The following is a 16066-nucleotide window of genomic DNA, read 5'->3' on the forward strand; positions in this document are numbered from 1 at the left end:
CCCAGGCTCCGGAGTCGTTGTGGGTCACGCTGGAGACGGAATGTCGAACACCTGGCGCAGATAGGCCAGGTACTTCTCGTCGTCGCACATGTTCTTGCCAGGCGCGTCGGACAGCTTGGCCACCGGCTGCCCATTGCAGCGCGTCATCTTGATGACGATCTGCAGCGGCACATGGGCGGGCGGGTCGCCCAGGTCGTTGGTCAGGTTCGTGCCGATGCCGAATGCCAGCTGGCAGCGGCCCTGGAACTGGCGGTACAGCTCGATGGTGCGCGGCACCGTGAGCGCATCGCTGAAGATCAGTGTCTTGGTGAGCGGATCGACGCGGTTCTTGCGATAGTGCTCCAGCAGGCGCTCGCCCCAGGCGAAGGGATCGCCGCTGTCGTGGCGCGCGCCGTCGAACAGCTTGCAGAAGTACAGGTCGAAGTCGCGCAGGAAGGCGCTCATGCCATAGACGTCCGACAGCGCGATGCCCAGGTCGCCACGGTACTCCCGCGCCCACATCTCGAAACCATAGATCTGGCTGTCGCGCAGCCGCGGGCCCAGCGCCTGGCAGGCCTGCAAGTACTCGTGCGCCATCGTGCCCAGGGGCGTCAGGCCCAGCTTCATCGCGAACAGCACGTTGCTGGTGCCCGCGAACTGGCCGGGGCCGCTGGGGGCGTCAGGGCGGCGGTCGCCGGTGCCCAGGCGCGCCACCAGCACGCGCAGCACCTCCTCGTGCCAGGCGCGGCTGAAGCGACGGCGGGTGCCGTAGTCGGCAATCTTGAGATCCGCCAGACCCTCGCCCTGCAGCTGCGCGATCTTGGTGTCCAGCCGGCGCCGGCCCTCGGGGAAGTCGGGCACTTTCTGCGTGTTGCGGAAGTACACCTCGTTGACGATGGCCAGCACCGGAATCTCGAACAGAATGGTATACAGCCATGGCCCGGTGATGGTGATGTCGATCTCACCTGAAGGCAGCGCGGTGACGGTGATGTATTTCTCGTTGAGCTGGAACAGACCGAGGAAATCCACAAAGTCGCTCTTGATGAAGCGCAGGGACCGCAGGTACGCCAGCTCGGCATCCTGGAACCGCAGGCTGCACAACGCCCGGATCTCGTCGCGGATCTCGCTCACATACGGCGCCAGCGGAACGCCGGGGTTGCGGCACTTGAAGTGGTATTCGACCTGCGCCCCTGGGAACTGGTGCAGCACCACCTGCATCATGGTGAACTTGTACAGGTCGGTGTCGAGCAGGCTGGTGATGATCATGAAAAGCGCGCGGAGCGCGGAGCGCCGCGGGTCGTGGCGGCTGCGGCCGCCGGAAGAGATGTCTCGGCCGACATTGTGGCACCAAGCCCCGGCTGACGGACGGTAGCGAGCGCCCTGCCAACCAACGGCGTCGGGCCAGGCACGGCACTGGCCGCGTGCGCGCGTCGCGCTGCAGGACTGCAGAGCAGGCAATGCGCGATTGGCCTGTTGCGTCACCCCCGCTGCAAGGGCTCCAGCGCACTTCGCAGAATCGCGGGCAATTCGCGCGGCCGCCGGTCTTCGCGGCCCACGTACACGTGGACGAAATGGCCCTGCGCACTCGCCGTGGCAGCCCCCTCGGCGAACAGTCCCACTTCGTAGCGCACGCTGGAGCCTCCCAGCCGGGCGACCCGGATCCCGGCCTCGACGGTCTGCGGAAAAGCCAGCGGAGAGAAGTAGTTGCACTGGGTCTCGACCACGAGGCCAATGGTGTCGCCGCCGTGGATGTCGAGGGCACCCTGCTCGATCAGGTACGCGTTCACCGCCGTATCGAACCAGCTGTAATACACGACGTTGTTCACATGGCCGTAGGCATCGTTGTCCGCCCAGCGCGTGGTGATGGTGCGAAACGCCGCATAGGCCGCGCGCGGCTGCGGCACCGGGCGGGCACGGGTGCCATCAGAGGAAGAAGGGGAAGGAGAGGGAGAAGCAGGAGGATGCATGGCGGCATTCTGCGGCGAGGTGCCTCGCCCGACAGGCGCGCGCATGACAGCGGCCGCGCCACGGTAACGATCGGTCACGTGTTGAGCGTTGACTCTAATAATGCTGCAGTGCAACAAAAGGGCTTGCCCCAGCGCCGCAAATCCTGAAGAATCCCTTCCATGCTGCACTGCAACATAAACGAGTTGGTCAGCGCAGATGCTTCAACCACCCTGTCCGCAAGGACGCTTCCAGGAGATATTTCCATGTCGCTGACCCCCGAACAAGTGCTGGCATCCCACAAGGCCCATCTGGACACCCTGTTCAGCCTCACGAGCAAGGCGTTCGAAGGCGTGGAGAAGCTGGTGGAACTGAACGTCACCGCCTCGCGTGCGGCCCTGGCCGATGCCGCCAACCATACCCAGGCGGTGCTGGGCGCCAAGGACGCACAGGAACTGCTGGCCCTGCAGGCCAACCTGTTCCAGCCCATCGCTGAAAAGACGGCCGCCTACAGCCGCCATCTGTACGACATCGCCTCGGGCACCAGCTCCGAATTCGGCCGCACCTTCGAAGCGCAGGCTGCAGAAGCCCAGCGCAGCTTCAGCACCCTGGTCGACACCGCCGCCAAGAACGCGCCCGCGGGCACGGAAACCACGGTCGCCGTGATGAAGAGCGCCGTGTCTGCGGCCAACAGCGCCTTTGAATCGGTGCAGAAGGCGGTCAAGCAGGCCAGCGACGTGGCGGAGGCCAACTTCAACGCCGTCGCCAACACGGCCACCAACGCGGCCAAGTCCGCAGCTCCGCGCAAGCGCTGAGCCGCGACCGACCCGACACCGTTCAAGCGCCCCGGCGGCAGCGCCGGGCCCCCACCGTTGTCTCCTTGAATCCTTTCGAGGCTTGCCGCTTCAGGGATCCCTTCAAAGCCCGGCGCCCGCCGGGCTTTTTTTGGGCCCGCAGGGTTTCGCACGGACAACGCCAAACAGTGGGCAATACCACCACCGCGCCGCGCCCCAGACGGCGGCGACCGGAGGACGGTAATGCCACGCCCGACGTCAGGCCTTGTTAAGAACCATTCGCGTTCCCTTATCATCCCCGCGTCTCCATCCCTAAGAAAGAACGCTGTCCATGTCGATGCCCATCAAATCTCTGCTGGCGCTGTGTCTTGCTGCGTCGGGCGCCGCTGCCCTGGCGCAGGACCAGGTCGTCAATCTGTATTCGGCCCGTCACTACGCCACCGATGAAGCCCTGTACTCCGGCTTTACCAAGGCCACAGGCATCAAGATCAACCGCGTCGACGCGGACGATGCGGGCATCATGGCGCGGCTGAAGGCCGAAGGAACGGCCTCGCCGGCCGACGTCATCCTGCTGGTGGATGCAGCCCGCCTTTACCGCGGCGACGTGGATGGCCTGTTCCAGCCCATCCAGTCCAAGGTGCTGAACGATGCCATTCCCGCCAACCTGCGCAGCCAGCCGGCCGCCGACGGCGGCATCTCCTGGTACGGCCTGTCGACCCGCGCCCGTGTCATCGTCTACAACAAGGCCAAGGTCAAGGCGGAAGATGTGGACACCTACGAAGAGCTGGGCGACCCGAAAAACAAGGGCAAGATCTGCATCCGTTCTGGCTCGCATCCCTACAACCTGAGCCTGTTCGGCGCCGTCGTCGAGCACATGGGCGAGCAGCAGGCCGAGGCGTGGATCAAGGGCGTCAAGGACAACCTGGCGCGCGCTCCCAAGGGCGGCGACACCGACCAGATCAAGGCCGTGGCAGCGGGCGAATGCGATATCGCTGTCACCAACAGCTATTACCTCGCCCGCCTGATCCGTTCCGAAAAGCCTGAAGACAAGGCCGTGGCGGAGAAGGTATCGGTGGTATTCCCCAATCAGCAGTCGTGGGGAACGCACATGAACATCGCTGGGGGTGCAGTGGCCAAGCATGCCAAGAACCGCGCCAATGCCATCAAGTTCCTCGAATACCTGGCGAGCCCGGAAGCCCAGACGTACTTCGCCAACGGCAACAACGAGTGGCCAGCGGCAAAGAACGTCCAGCTCGAGAACCCTGCTCTCAAGCTCATGACCGGCGGCAAGCCCTTCAAGAGCGAGACCATCCCCATCGGCGCGGTGGGTGCCAACACCGTCAAAGTGCAACAGATGCTCGACCGCGCCGGCTTCCAGTAAAAAGAAGCTGCTACGAGATCAAAGCCCGGCCCTGCCGGGCTTTTTTGATGGGCTCAGCCGATGTCGGCTTGGGCATAATTGACGTTTACGTCAACGTCACTCACAGGAGACATTCATGGAGATCAATGGCAAGGTATTCGTCGTGACCGGCGGCGCATCGGGCCTGGGCGAAGGCACCGCCCGCGCCCTGGCAGCCCGCGGCGGCAAGGTGGTCATCGCCGACATGCAGACGGACAAAGGAGAGGCCGTGGCGCGCGAGATCGGCGGCATTTCCGTTCGCTGCGACGTCAGCAGCGAAACGGATGGACAGGCGGTGATCGACCGCGCTGTCGCGCTTGGCAAGCTGATGGGCCTGGTCAACTGCGCCGGCATCGCTCCTGCCGAGAAGACCGTCGGCAAGAACGGCCCCCATGCCCTGTCCAGCTTCAGCAAGACGATCACGGTCAACCTTATCGGCAGTTTCAACATGATCCGAATGGCAGCAGACGCCATGGCCAAGAACGAGCCCGAGGCGACCGGCGAACGCGGTGTCCTGATTTCCACGGCCAGCGTGGCGGCCTATGACGGACAGATCGGCCAGGCCGCCTACTCCGCCTCCAAAGGAGGGATCGTTGGCATGACCTTGCCTATTGCGCGCGATCTGGCCCGCAACGGCATCCGCAACATGACCATCGCACCCGGCATCTTCGGCACGCCCATGCTCTTCGGCATGCCGCAGGAAGTCCAGGATGCGCTGGCCGCAGGTGTCCCCTTCCCCAGCCGCTTGGGCACCCCGGAGGACTATGCGAAGCTGGCGGTGCACATCTTCGAGAACGACATGCTCAACGGCGAGGTGATCCGGCTCGACGGGGCCATCCGGCTCGCCCCGCGCTGATACTGCTGAGCTCGGGCCGATCGGATGCGCGGTCGACCCGGGCCTGTTGCGAGGCTCATGCAGCGCCATGACACACGGATCGAAGCGCCGTGCAGTCTTCGGCTTGTGCGGGCAATGGCAGCGGAGGTCGCGCCCTGCGCTCCACCGAAGAAACCTTGGTTCTGCCTTGAACAAGAAAAAACCCGCTGCCATCTTGCGATGACAACGGGTTGATCTTTGGCGGAGTGGACGGGACTCGAACCCGCGACCCCCGGCGTGACAGGCCGGTATTCTAACCAACTGAACTACCACTCCTGGCAGGCAGCTTTCGCTTGCGTATGTACACAAGCCAAGCGCTACAACTTGGCGACCCTACGGGGATTCGAACCCCGGTACTCACCGTGAAAGGGTGATGTCCTAGGCCTCTAGACGATAGGGTCAAAACCTGGAACTAACCTATAAATTGTGGTGGAGGTAAACGGGATCGAACCGATGACCTCTTGCATGCCATGCAAGCGCTCTCCCAGCTGAGCTATACCCCCACTGCTCTTTGGCTTGCACCAAAGAAAATCCTTTGCACATCAGCGACCTGCAAAGGACTTTGACTGGCGGAGTGGACGGGACTCGAACCCGCGACCCCCGGCGTGACAGGCCGGTATTCTAACCAACTGAACTACCACTCCTGGCAGGCAGCTTTCGCTTGCGTATGCACACAAGCCAAGCGCTACAACTTGGCGACCCTACGGGGATTCGAACCCCGGTACTCACCGTGAAAGGGTGATGTCCTAGGCCTCTAGACGATAGGGTCAAAACCTGGGAACTAACCGTTCTCTAACTTCAGATTGGTGGAGGTAAACGGGATCGAACCGATGACCTCTTGCATGCCATGCAAGCGCTCTCCCAGCTGAGCTATACCCCCACTTGACTTCGATATTCACACTGTGTTTATCGTCATCACCTGAGCCTTGAATTATAGACAGGTTTTTAGCCCTTTCGCAATCTCGCTGCAATTTTTTCGCGACCGACCAATTCAAGCACCGCATCGACCGATGGCGTGTGCGCAGTCCCCACCGTCAGCACGCGCACCGGCATGGCCAGTTGCGGCATCTTCAGGCCATGGGCTGCCAGTACCTGCTTGAACGCGGCGGCGATGGAGGCCTTGTCCCAGGCGCACTCCAGCAGCGCCGTGCGCAGGGATTCGATGGCAGGCCACACTGCCTCCGTCACATGCTGGGCACGCTCTTCGGCATGGGGCCTGACGTCTCCATAGAACACTTGGGCCCAATCCGCCAGCGCCACGGTGGTCTCGCAGCGGTCCTTGAAGAGTGCGCAAATGCGCGGCAGTCGGCCATCGGCCAGCACTTCCGAGGCCAGCCCCCGTTGCTCGAGCGTGCGCCCGATCAGGGCAGCCAGGGCGTCGTCCGGCATCGCCTTCAGATGTTGCGCATTCACCCAGCGCAGCTTGGCCTCGTCGAACTGGGCCGCGCTGCGGCCCAGGTGGTCGAGGTTGAACCACTGCAGGAACTGCTCGCGGCTGAAGATCTCGTCGTCTCCGTGACTCCAGCCCAGGCGCGCGAGGTAGTTCACCATGGCTTCGGGCAGGTAGCCCTCGTCGCGGTACTGCGTCACGGGCTTGGCACCGTTGCGCTTGCTCATCTTCTCGCCCTGCTCGTTGAGCACGGTAGGAAGGTGCGCATACACCGGCGGCTCCTTGCCAAGCGCGCGGAAGATGTTGATCTGGCGCGGCGTGTTGTTCACATGGTCATCGCCACGGATCACGTGGGAGATTTCCATGTCGATATCGTCCACCACCACGCAGAAGTTGTAGGTGGGCGTTCCATCGGGACGCGCGATCACCAGGTCGTCAAGCTCCTGGTTGCTTATCTCGATGCGACCCTTGACCTTGTCTTCCCAGGCGACCACGCCGTCCACGGGGTTGCGGAAACGCAGCACGGGCTGTACGCCTTCGGGAACAGGCGGCAGGGTCTTGCCAGGCTCCGGGCGCCACGTGCCGTCGTAGCGCGGCTTCTGCTTGGCGGCCATCTGGCGCTCCCGCAGGGCATCCAGTTCAGGCACGCTCATGTAGCAGGGATAGACGAGGCCCTGTTCCTGCATCTGCCGCAGCACTTCCTTGTAGCGGTCCATGCGCTGCATTTGGTAGAACGGACCTTCGTCAGGCTGCATGCCCAACCAGTCCATGCTTTCCAGAATGACGTCGACCGCCGCCTGGCTCGACCTCTCCAGGTCCGTGTCTTCGATGCGAAGGATGAAATCGCCCCCCGTTGCCCGGGCAAACGCCCAGGGATAGAGCGCGGAACGGATGTTGCCGAGGTGGATGAAGCCGGTAGGGGACGGTGCGAAGCGGGTACGGATGCGCTGGGTCATGGGTGGGGTCATTCAGTCCAGGGAGTCGAGGCCACGGGCCAGATCGTCGGTCAGGTCGCCGATATGCTCCAGGCCCACGGCGACACGGATCAAGCCCTGCCCGATGCCTGCAGCCTGCCGCTGCTCTTCTGTGAGGCGGCCATGCGAGGTGCTGGCCGGATGGGTGATGGTGGTCTTGGTATCGCCGAGGTTGGCGGTGATGCTGCACACGCGGGTGCTGTCGATCACGTGAAAGGCCCGGCTGCGGGCCGCGGCCGCGTCCCCTGCCGGCGCCTTGACGTCGAAGGACAGCACCGCGCCGCCCATTCCCGACTGCTGCTGCATGGCCAGCGCATGCTGGGGATGCGAAGCCAGGCCGGGATAGTAGACGCGCGAGACGCGCGGATGCGCTTCCAGCCACTGTGCCAACTGCTGCGCGTTGGCGCTCTGGGCCTTGACGCGGATGGACAGCGTCTCCAGCCCCTTGAGCACGACCCAGGCATTGAAGGGCGACAGGTTCATGCCGGCGCTGCGGATCAACGGCCCCAGTTTCTCGTCGATGAGCGCACGCGGACCGCACACGGCTCCTGCCATGACGCGGCCCTGCCCATCCAGGAACTTGGTGCCGGAGTGGATCACCAGGTCCGCACCCAGCCGCGCGGGCTGCTGCAGCACCGGCGAGGCGAAGCAGTTGTCCACCGCCAGCAGCACGCCCGCGCCGTGCGCGATCTCGGCCAGCGCGCGGATGTCGCACAGGTCGGTCAACGGGTTGGTGGGCGTCTCGGCGAACATCAGCCGCGTCTCGGGCCGCAACGCCGCCTTCCAAGCAGCCGCATCGGTCTGCGGCACGAAGGTGGTCTGCACGCCGAAGCGCGCGAGTTCGCTACCCAGCAGCTTGATGGTCGAGCCGAACATCGACTGGGAACACACGATGTGGTCACCCGTCTTCAGCAGGGCCAGGCACATCAGCAGGATGGCGGACATGCCGGTGGCCGTTGCGATGGCGCTTTCCGTGCCCTCCATGGCGGCCAGCCGGCGTTCGAAGGCGGTCACCGTTGGGTTACCGGTGCGGGTGTAGGTAAAGCCCTCCTCCTCGCCCGCAAAGCGCCGGGCCGCGGTGGCCGCGTCAGGCTGCACGAAGCTGCTGGTGAGATACAGCGCTTCGGAGTTCTCGCCGTACGCACTGCGAGGAATGGATTCGCGCACCGCCAGGGTATCGGGGTGCAGGCCGGGAGGAAGGGATCGGTCGGTCACGTGCGGATGTCCTGCAAGAAAAAGGCTGCGGGCGACGCTCAGGCGTCCTGGGCGTTCGGCAAGGCCAGGCGGGAAGTGTCTTCTTCCTGCTCTTCCTTGCCCACGCGGCCTTCATTCAGGCGCGCGATGTCCTGGGCCGTGATGTCGCCCGTGACGTAGATGCCGTCGAAGCAGGAGGCATCGAATCCCTCGATGCCACCGTTGAGCGAACCCACGGCCTTCTTCATGGCATTGACGTCCTGATAGATCAGCGCGTCGCAGCCGATGGCCTCGCGGATTTCCTCGACGGTGCGGTCATGCGCCACCAGTTCGCTGCTGGTCGGCATGTCGATGCCGTAGACGTTGGGGTAGCGCACTGGTGGAGCCGCGCTCGCCAGGTAGACCTTGCGGGCGCCGGCATCGCGGGCCATCTGGACGATTTCGCGCGAGGTGGTGCCGCGCACGATGGAGTCGTCCACGAGCAGCACATTGCGCCCTTTGAACTCGCTGGCGATCACGTTGAGCTTCTGGCGCACCGACTTCTTGCGCACTCCCTGCCCCGGCATGATGAAGGTCCGGCCCACATAGCGGTTCTTGACGAAGCCCTCGCGGTACGGAATACCCAGCAGGTGCGCGAGCTGCGTGGCGCTGGGGCGGCTGGATTCGGGAATCGGGATGATCACGTCGATCTCGTTGGGCGGTACAGTGGAGATCACACGCTTGGCGAGCGCCTCGCCCAGGTTCAGGCGGGCCTGGTAAACCGAAATGCCATCCAGCACCGAATCCGGGCGGGCGAGGTAGACGAACTCGAAAATGCAAGGATTCAGCTGCGCGGCATCGGCGCACTGCTGCGCATGCACCTGGCCATCCAGGGTCACGAACACGGCTTCGCCAGGCTGCACGTCGCGCTCGAACACATGGCTGGTCCCTTCCAGGGCCACGGACTCGCTGCCCACCATCACCGTGCCGTCCGCGCTGCGGCCCAGGCACAGCGGCCGGATGCCATGCGGGTCGCGGAAAGCGAGCAGCCCGTGCCCAGCGATGAGCGCCACGACCGCGTAGGACCCCTTCACCCGTTTGTGGACGGCTCGCACTGCGGCAAAGACGTCCTCCACCTGCAGGGGCACGCCCCGGGTCGATCGTTCGAGTTCGTGGGCGAACACGTTGAGCAGCACTTCGGAGTCGCTCTCGGTGTTGGTATGGCGGTGGTCGGTGGAGAACAGCTCAGCGCGCAGGGCCTGGGCGTTGGTCAGGTTGCCGTTATGTACCAGCACGATGCCGAAGGGCGCGTTCACGTAGAACGGCTGGGCCTCTTCCTCGCTGTAGGCATTGCCTGCCGTGGGATAGCGAACCTGGCCCAGACCGACCGCGCCTGGCAACGCGCGCATGTTGCGGGTGCGGAACACGTCGCGCACCATGCCCTTGGCCTTGTGCATGAAGAACTTGCGTCCTTCCTGCGTGACGATGCCGGCGGCATCCTGGCCGCGGTGCTGCAGGAGCAGCAAGGCGTCATAGATCAGTTGATTGACGGGAGTTGCGCTGACCACGCCGACGATTCCACACATATTCGCGTTCCATCCATAGGCGGAGCCAATCCGCCGAAAAAATCACCACCGCCACACTGGGCAGCCGGTACATCACGAGGGCAGGTGCCTCGCAAATCCTTCCGGTATCACCGGCTTCAAATCCTTGAGGGCCTGTTGCAATATGGGGGCGCCCCGCGACTCTTTCCACCAGTCCGTTTCCTGCAGTTGCGTCCACTGCGCCACCAGCCCCACCGCCAACAACAGGATCACGCCCCGCAGCACGCCGAACACGGCGCCGAGCGTCCGGTCCGCGGGCCGCAGTCCCACGGCCTCGATCAGCTTCTTCATCAGCCACGCCACGAATCCGCAGGCGAACACCGCCGCAATGAACACCACCACAAAACCCGCTGCGAGGCGCAAGGCGTCGTCCGCCTCACCCATCGGCAGCATGCGGCCCATGTCTGCAGCCCACCACTGCGCCGCAAAAAACGCCACCACCCAACCGGCCAGCGACAACAACTCGAAAACCAGCCCTCGCCAGGCCCCGACGACAAAGGAGCCCAGGAGCACCACGATGAAAATCCAGTCCAGCGCCGCCATGCCAGAGGTTCCGATTCCTGCGCCTGCCCAGAACGCGTCGGGCTACAGCGTCAGGACCGATGCAGGCAGTCCCATGCCCTTGATGCGTCCGGCCGCCTTGTCAGCCTCGGCCCGGTTGGCATAGGGGCCGACACGCACCCGCGTGCGCTTGCCGTCCTTGGTATCCACCATCTGGGTGTAAGTCTTCAGGCCGGCGCGCTCCAGCTTCGAGCGGATTTCCTTGGCCTTGTCGGCGTCCGCAAATGCGCCCACCTGCACGATCAAACGGCCTTCCTCGGCCTTGGGTGCAGCCGCACTGGCCGCAGCGGCGGACTCGCGGCCTTCCAGCAGCGCCCGCGCCCGCGCGGCATCGTCCGTGCGTGGCGCAGGCTTGGGTTCAGGGGCTGCAGGCTTGTGCTCCGGCTTGGATTCCTGCCGCGGCTCGGGCTTGGGCTCGGCGCGGGTCTCCGGCTTGGCTTGGGCGTGCGTATCGAGCTGCGGCAGCGGGGGCAGCGGCACGACCGGAGTCGATGCGCGAGCCGCCGGCTTGGGGCTGAGGACTTCCTCGCCCGCATCGAGGCCGGCAACCGACGAAGCCGAGGTATTGGCGGACGCGGCAGCCGACGGCACTGCAGGGGTCACGGGCTGCGTCGCAGCCTTGCCCGCAGCGGCGTCAGGCACCACCAGGGGCGCTACCTTGTTGCGATCGGGAATGTCGATGGGAATATCGACGGGGATGGGACGCGGCTGGGTGTCGAACAGCAGCGGAAATCCAACGATGCCGATGAGCACCAGCACTGCTGCTCCGATGAGCCGGTGCCGGGCGCGGCGGCGCATGGCGTCGATGCTTTCGGCCTGGGCGTTGCGGGACGACCGGCGGGCGGGCTTGGCTGTCTCGGCCTGGTCTTTCTGACCAAGCCAGCGGAACTTGAAAAATGCCATGGGGTGCGGACTCGTTAGGCGCCGAGATGCTTGGCCTGCAGGCGGGGCGTTCCGTGCTGGAGTACGCCGCCCACGGTGTAGAACGAGCCAAAGACCACGATTCTATCAGTGGGTTCTGCAGCAGCGACGGCGGCTTCCAGCGCCCTTTCCGGATCCGTATGCAGGCTGGTGGGCACCTGCCGGCGTCCTCCGGCCACGATCTGCAGGGCATTCCACTTCTGCTGCAGGCCGGCGGCCGTTTCGGCGCGGGACGTCGGCAGATCGGTGAAATACCAGCGGTCTACCAAGGGCGCGACCTTGGCCAGCATGGGCGCCAGGTCCTTGTCCGCCATGGCGCCGAACACGGCATGCGTGGTGGGAAAGTAGCCCATGGCATCCAGATTGGCCGTCAGCGCCGCAACGGAATGCGGGTTGTGCGCAACGTCCAGCACCAGCGTGGGCTGCCCCGGCACGATCTGGAAGCGCCCGGGCAATTCGACCAGCGCCAGCCCGTTGCGCACGGCTTGCGCGGTCACCGGCAAGCGATCTCGCAGTGCCTCCAGCGCCGCCAGCACGCCGGAGGCGTTGACCAACTGGTTCGCCCCCCGCAAGGCCGGATAGGCCAGGCCCGCGTAGCGCCGGCCGCGCCCGGCCCAGCCCCACTGCTGCTTGTCGCCCGAGAAATTGAAGTCGTGGCCGAAGCGCCAAAGATCCGCCCCGATCTCCAGCGCGTGGTCCAGCACGCTTTGCGGCGCCATCGGGTCGCTGACGACCACTGGCCGCCCTGTGCGCATGATGCCGGCCTTCTCCCGACCGATCGACTCCCGGTCGGGGCCAAGGAACTCGGTATGGTCGATGTCGATGCTGGTGATGACGGCGCAGTCGGCGTCGATCACATTGGTCGCATCCAGCCGCCCGCCCAACCCCACTTCCAAGATGGCCACATCCAGCCCGGCGTCGCTCATGCACCGCAGGATGGCGAGTGTCGTGAACTCGAAGTAGGTCAGCGAGACCTCTTCGCCCCCCTGGGTGCGGGCCGCTTCCACCGCTGCGAAGTGCTCCAGCAGCGAGGCCGCCGGCACGCTCTCGCCGTGCACGCGGCAACGCTCCTCGAAATGCACCAGGTGCGGCGAGGTGTACACGCCGGTGCGATAGCCCGCCTGCTGGGCGACGGCTTCGAGCATGGCGCAGGTCGAGCCCTTTCCGTTCGTTCCGGCCACGGTGATCACCGGGCACTCGAACCGCAGAGCCATGCGCTGCGCCACGGCGCGCACGCGGTCCAGTCCCATGTCGATGTTCTTGGGATGCAGGCGCTCGCAGTGGGCCAGCCAGTCGTCCAGGGTGAGAAGCGGGGTATGCATAGAGCCTGCGATTGTCGCCCAGCCACGCATTCCTTCCGGCGCCCATGGACACCTCGACCCTCGATTGCCGCGACCATCGCGGGTGCGCGATGATCCCGGCATGACACAACAGAACGCCTCCATCAAGCTCTACGGCATTCCCAACTGCGACACGGTGAAGAAGGCCCGCGCCTGGCTCACAGCGCAGGGCATCGATTACCGATTCCACGACTTCAAGAAGCAGGGCGTGCCCGCCGAGCGCCTTTCCGCATGGCAGAACGCCGTCGGCTGGGACAGGCTGCTCAACCGGCAGGGCACGACCTGGCGCAAGCTCGACCCCGCCATTCAAGCCGGCGTGGTAGACGCAGCCTCGGCCGGTGAGCTCCTGCAGGAGCAGCCCTCGGCCATCAAACGCCCTGTGGTCGAGTGGGGTGAGGGCCCCACAGCTCCGATCACCGTCGGCTTCGACGCCGCGGCATGGAACGAAGCGGCGCAGAATCTCTCCAAAGGCTGAGAACGCGACAGGCGTTTGTAGCGGCCTTGCAGGCAACTTTACGCACCTTTACGCCGCCAGACATCGAACCGCAGGGTCGGCGGCGCAACCTTCGGGCCATGTCGTGCGTTGTATACCGACCGAAAGGAGTTTCTCCATCATGAAAAAGATCATCGTCCTGACCGCCCTGGCCAGCGTTGCGGCGGTCGCTGCCGCGCAGGAGCAGGGGCGCGTTCTTTCCGTCACGCCCATCACGCAGCAGGTGGCCGTGCCCCAGCAGGTCTGCGGCAATGAAACCATCTACAGCGACTCCCGACCCTCCGGTGCTGGCGCCCTGCTGGGTGCGGTGGCCGGTGGTGCCGCCGGCAATGCCATCGGTGGCGGCAGCGGACGTGCGGCAGCCACCGTGCTGGGCGTGATCGGCGGCGCCGTGCTGGGCAACAACATCGAAGGCGGCCGGCCGGGCTACCAGAATGTGCAACGCTGCTCGACCCAGACCTACTACGAGAACCGCGCCATGGGCTACGACGTCACCTACGAATACGCCGGCCGCCAGTACACGACCCGCACCCAGAACGATCCGGGGCAATGGATTCCGCTGAACGTGCAGCCCGCCGTTCCGGGCATGGTCAGCTACGACCAGTACCCGCAGCAAGGGGTCGTGTCCACCTTGCCCGGTCCCGCAGCGTATGTGACGCCGCCCGTGAGCGCCGTCATCGAGTACCGCAACGGCTACGGCCGACCCTACTATCCGCCGCGGCACGATCCCTACTGGCGCTGAGCGCCGCACCATGCAAAGGAGCCTTCTGGCTCCTTTTTTCATGCCTGCCAGTAGCGCGCACGGCGCCGCTGCCGGGCTGCGTGGCCGCTGCGCCACTAGAATCTTCGGTTTCCTTCGTCCTCCCAACCCTGCCCGCATCCATGACCACCGAAAAGATCGACGGCGTGACCGTCACCACCCAGGCCAACGTGTACTTCGACGGCAAGTGCGTGAGCCACGGCATCACCTTCCCCGACGGCACGAAGAAGTCGGTGGGCGTGGTGCTGCCTGCCACGCTGACCTTCGGCACGGGCGCGCCGGAAATCATGGAATGCGTGGGCGGCTCCTGCGAGTACAAGCTCGCAGGCTCCGACACCTGGGTGAAGTCCGCTGCTGGCGACAAGTTCAGCGTGCCGGCCAACTCTAAGTTCGACATCCGCGTGACCGAGGCCTACCACTACATCTGCCACTACGGCTGATATTCAGAGCGTTTTTGGACTGCAGCGCTTATGTAGCAAGCGCAAGCAGCTATCATTTTTGAGAAGCATTCCATGGCAACCATCCTCCAGAACCTCCCCACCGGCCAGAAGGTCGGTATCGCCTTTTCCGGCGGCCTGGACACCAGCGCCGCTCTGCGCTGGATGAAGAACAAGGGCGCCCTGCCCTACGCCTACACGGCCAACCTGGGCCAGCCCGACGAGCCCGACTACGACGCCATCCCGCGCAAGGCGATGGAGTACGGTGCAGAGAAGGCCCGCCTGATCGACTGCCGCACGCAGCTCGCCCACGAAGGCATCGCCGCGCTGCAGGCCGGCGCCTTCCACGTGCGCACCGCCGGCGCCACCTACTTCAACACCACGCCCCTGGGCCGCGCCGTGACCGGCACGATGCTGGTGGCCGCCATGAAGGAAGACGACGTCCACATCTGGGGCGACGGCTCGACCTTCAAGGGCAACGACATCGAGCGCTTCTACCGCTACGGCCTGCTGACCAACCCGTCGCTCAAGATCTACAAGCCCTGGCTCGACCAGCTGTTCATCGACGAACTGGGCGGCCGCGCCGAAATGTCGGCCTTCATGACGAAGGAAGGCTTCGGCTACAAGATGAGCGCCGAGAAGGCGTACTCCACCGATTCCAACATGCTGGGCGCCACGCACGAGGCCAAGGATCTGGAGTTCCTGAACAGCGGCATCCGCATCGTGAACCCCATCATGGGCGTCGCGTTCTGGAAGGACGACGTGGCCGTCAAGGCCGAGGAAGTCTCGGTGCGCTTCGAAGAAGGCCAGCCTGTGGCGCTGAACGGCGTCGAGTTCAGCGACCCCGTGGAACTGTTCCTGGAAGCCAACCGCATCGGCGGCCGCCATGGCCTGGGCATGTGCGACCAGATCGAGAACCGCATCATCGAAGCCAAGAGCCGCGGCATCTACGAAGCCCCCGGCCTGGCGCTGCTGCACATCGCCTACGAGCGCCTGGTGAGCGGCATCCACAACGAAGACACCATCGAGCAGTACCGCATGAACGGCCTGAAGCTGGGCCGCCTGCTGTACCAGGGCCGCTGGTTCGACCCGCAGGCCATCATGCTGCGCGAGACCGCCCAGCGCTGGGTGGCGCGCGCCATCACCGGCACGGTGACGCTGGAACTGCGCCGCGGCAACGACTATTCCATCCTGGATACGGAAAGCGCCAACCTGACCTACGCGCCCGAGCGCCTGTCGATGGAGAAGGTGGAAGACGCGCCGTTCTCGCCGCTGGACCGCATCGGCCAACTGACCATGCGCAACCTGGACATCGTGGACACGCGCGCCAAGCTGGGCGTGTATGCCAACTCGGGCCTGCTGTCGCTGGGTGGCAATGCCGCACTGGCGCAACTGGACGACGGCAGCGCCAAAAAGTAAGCAT

Annotated in this window: 15 protein-coding genes and 6 tRNA genes; 7 read left to right on the forward strand and 14 right to left on the reverse strand. The window is 64.9% G+C overall.

What is annotated here, in order from left to right; translation table 11 throughout:
- Window positions 1-24 precede the first annotated feature (24 nt).
- On the reverse strand, window positions 25-1245 hold the full coding sequence (pncB, locus tag QE399_RS18160; RefSeq protein ID WP_309830946.1) for a nicotinate phosphoribosyltransferase: 1221 nt from the start codon (window positions 1243-1245) through the stop codon (window positions 25-27).
- Window positions 1246-1457: 212 nt separating this feature from the next.
- Window positions 1458-1946, reverse strand: a complete 489-nt coding sequence (locus tag QE399_RS18165) for an acyl-CoA thioesterase (protein WP_309830948.1) — start codon at window positions 1944-1946, stop codon at window positions 1458-1460.
- 243 nt (window positions 1947-2189) lie between these two features.
- On the opposite strand from QE399_RS18165, the gene QE399_RS18170 reads away from it, so the two are divergent.
- From QE399_RS18170 to QE399_RS18180, 3 genes are all read left to right on the forward strand, one after another.
- On the forward strand, window positions 2190-2738 hold the full coding sequence (locus QE399_RS18170; RefSeq protein WP_309830950.1) for a phasin family protein: 549 nt from the start codon (window positions 2190-2192) through the stop codon (window positions 2736-2738).
- Window positions 2739-3048: 310 nt separating this feature from the next.
- The gene (locus QE399_RS18175) at window positions 3049-4098 is read left to right on the forward strand and encodes an extracellular solute-binding protein (RefSeq protein ID WP_309830952.1); all 1050 of its coding nucleotides are present in this window, start codon (window positions 3049-3051) and stop codon (window positions 4096-4098) included.
- A 115-nt stretch (window positions 4099-4213) separates the two neighbouring features.
- Window positions 4214-4972, forward strand: coding sequence for a 3-hydroxyacyl-CoA dehydrogenase (locus tag QE399_RS18180; RefSeq protein ID WP_309830954.1), 759 nt, complete (start codon window positions 4214-4216; stop codon window positions 4970-4972).
- A gap of 217 nt (window positions 4973-5189) precedes the next feature.
- On the opposite strand, the gene QE399_RS18185 is transcribed toward QE399_RS18180, so the two are convergent.
- From QE399_RS18185 to folC, 12 genes are all read right to left on the reverse strand, one after another.
- Window positions 5190-5266, reverse strand: a tRNA-Asp gene (locus QE399_RS18185).
- A gap of 49 nt (window positions 5267-5315) precedes the next feature.
- Window positions 5316-5391 (reverse strand) — tRNA-Glu (locus QE399_RS18190).
- A 26-nt stretch (window positions 5392-5417) separates the two neighbouring features.
- Window positions 5418-5493, reverse strand: a tRNA-Ala gene (locus QE399_RS18195).
- 64 nt (window positions 5494-5557) lie between these two features.
- Window positions 5558-5634: transfer RNA gene (locus QE399_RS18200), tRNA-Asp, on the reverse strand.
- 49 nt (window positions 5635-5683) lie between these two features.
- Window positions 5684-5759: transfer RNA gene (locus QE399_RS18205), tRNA-Glu, on the reverse strand.
- Between the two features lie 35 nt (window positions 5760-5794).
- Window positions 5795-5870, reverse strand: a tRNA-Ala gene (locus QE399_RS18210).
- A 65-nt stretch (window positions 5871-5935) separates the two neighbouring features.
- Window positions 5936-7336, reverse strand: a complete 1401-nt coding sequence (gene gltX, locus QE399_RS18215; protein WP_309830956.1) for a glutamate--tRNA ligase — start codon at window positions 7334-7336, stop codon at window positions 5936-5938.
- A gap of 12 nt (window positions 7337-7348) precedes the next feature.
- Window positions 7349-8569 carry an O-succinylhomoserine sulfhydrylase gene (locus tag QE399_RS18220; RefSeq protein WP_309830959.1) on the reverse strand — a complete coding sequence of 407 codons (1221 nt, stop codon included), beginning with the start codon at window positions 8567-8569 and terminating at the stop codon, window positions 7349-7351.
- A 38-nt stretch (window positions 8570-8607) separates the two neighbouring features.
- Window positions 8608-10113 carry an amidophosphoribosyltransferase gene (gene purF, locus QE399_RS18225; protein ID WP_309830961.1) on the reverse strand — a complete coding sequence of 502 codons (1506 nt, stop codon included), beginning with the start codon at window positions 10111-10113 and terminating at the stop codon, window positions 8608-8610.
- A 72-nt stretch (window positions 10114-10185) separates the two neighbouring features.
- Window positions 10186-10674 carry a CvpA family protein gene (locus tag QE399_RS18230; RefSeq protein ID WP_309830963.1) on the reverse strand — a complete coding sequence of 163 codons (489 nt, stop codon included), beginning with the start codon at window positions 10672-10674 and terminating at the stop codon, window positions 10186-10188.
- A gap of 42 nt (window positions 10675-10716) precedes the next feature.
- On the reverse strand, window positions 10717-11595 hold the full coding sequence (locus QE399_RS18235) for an SPOR domain-containing protein (protein ID WP_309830964.1): 879 nt from the start codon (window positions 11593-11595) through the stop codon (window positions 10717-10719).
- A 14-nt stretch (window positions 11596-11609) separates the two neighbouring features.
- A complete protein-coding gene (gene folC / locus QE399_RS18240) occupies window positions 11610-12935 on the reverse strand; it encodes a bifunctional tetrahydrofolate synthase/dihydrofolate synthase (RefSeq protein ID WP_309830966.1) in 1326 nt (441 codons plus the stop codon).
- A 100-nt stretch (window positions 12936-13035) separates the two neighbouring features.
- Here folC and QE399_RS18245 point away from each other — a divergent pair, with 100 nt between their 5' ends.
- From QE399_RS18245 to argG, 4 genes are all read left to right on the forward strand, one after another.
- Window positions 13036-13428 (forward strand): ArsC family reductase, encoded by a 393-nt coding sequence (locus QE399_RS18245; protein WP_309830969.1) that lies wholly within the window; start codon window positions 13036-13038, stop codon window positions 13426-13428.
- Between the two features lie 139 nt (window positions 13429-13567).
- Complete coding sequence (locus tag QE399_RS18250; protein WP_309830971.1) at window positions 13568-14188, forward strand: glycine zipper 2TM domain-containing protein; 621 nt, start codon at window positions 13568-13570, stop codon at window positions 14186-14188.
- A 140-nt stretch (window positions 14189-14328) separates the two neighbouring features.
- A complete protein-coding gene (gene ppnP / locus QE399_RS18255; RefSeq protein ID WP_309830973.1) occupies window positions 14329-14646 on the forward strand; it encodes a pyrimidine/purine nucleoside phosphorylase in 318 nt (105 codons plus the stop codon).
- Between the two features lie 72 nt (window positions 14647-14718).
- Window positions 14719-16062 (forward strand): argininosuccinate synthase, encoded by a 1344-nt coding sequence (gene argG, locus QE399_RS18260; RefSeq protein ID WP_309830975.1) that lies wholly within the window; start codon window positions 14719-14721, stop codon window positions 16060-16062.
- The last annotated feature ends 4 nt before the right edge of the window (window positions 16063-16066 follow it).

Source organism: Paracidovorax wautersii, from assembly GCF_031453675.1.
GTDB lineage: Bacteria > Pseudomonadota > Gammaproteobacteria > Burkholderiales > Burkholderiaceae_C > Paracidovorax.

Coding starts and splice junctions, on each gene's coding strand:
- pncB (WP_309830946.1), bottom strand. CDS start 1,245: ATGATCATCACCAGCCTGCTCGACACCGACCTGTACAAGTTCACCATG.
- QE399_RS18165 (WP_309830948.1), bottom strand. CDS start 1,946: ATGCATCCTCCTGCTTCTCCCTCTCCTTCCCCTTCTTCCTCTGATGGC.
- QE399_RS18170 (WP_309830950.1), top strand. CDS start 2,190: ATGTCGCTGACCCCCGAACAAGTGCTGGCATCCCACAAGGCCCATCTG.
- QE399_RS18175 (WP_309830952.1), top strand. CDS start 3,049: ATGTCGATGCCCATCAAATCTCTGCTGGCGCTGTGTCTTGCTGCGTCG.
- QE399_RS18180 (WP_309830954.1), top strand. CDS start 4,214: ATGGAGATCAATGGCAAGGTATTCGTCGTGACCGGCGGCGCATCGGGC.
- gltX (WP_309830956.1), bottom strand. CDS start 7,336: ATGACCCAGCGCATCCGTACCCGCTTCGCACCGTCCCCTACCGGCTTC.
- purF (WP_309830961.1), bottom strand. CDS start 10,113: ATGTGTGGAATCGTCGGCGTGGTCAGCGCAACTCCCGTCAATCAACTG.
- QE399_RS18230 (WP_309830963.1), bottom strand. CDS start 10,674: ATGGCGGCGCTGGACTGGATTTTCATCGTGGTGCTCCTGGGCTCCTTT.
- QE399_RS18235 (WP_309830964.1), bottom strand. CDS start 11,595: ATGGCATTTTTCAAGTTCCGCTGGCTTGGTCAGAAAGACCAGGCCGAG.
- folC (WP_309830966.1), bottom strand. CDS start 12,935: ATGCATACCCCGCTTCTCACCCTGGACGACTGGCTGGCCCACTGCGAG.
- QE399_RS18245 (WP_309830969.1), top strand. CDS start 13,036: ATGACACAACAGAACGCCTCCATCAAGCTCTACGGCATTCCCAACTGC.
- QE399_RS18250 (WP_309830971.1), top strand. CDS start 13,568: ATGAAAAAGATCATCGTCCTGACCGCCCTGGCCAGCGTTGCGGCGGTC.
- ppnP (WP_309830973.1), top strand. CDS start 14,329: ATGACCACCGAAAAGATCGACGGCGTGACCGTCACCACCCAGGCCAAC.
- argG (WP_309830975.1), top strand. CDS start 14,719: ATGGCAACCATCCTCCAGAACCTCCCCACCGGCCAGAAGGTCGGTATC.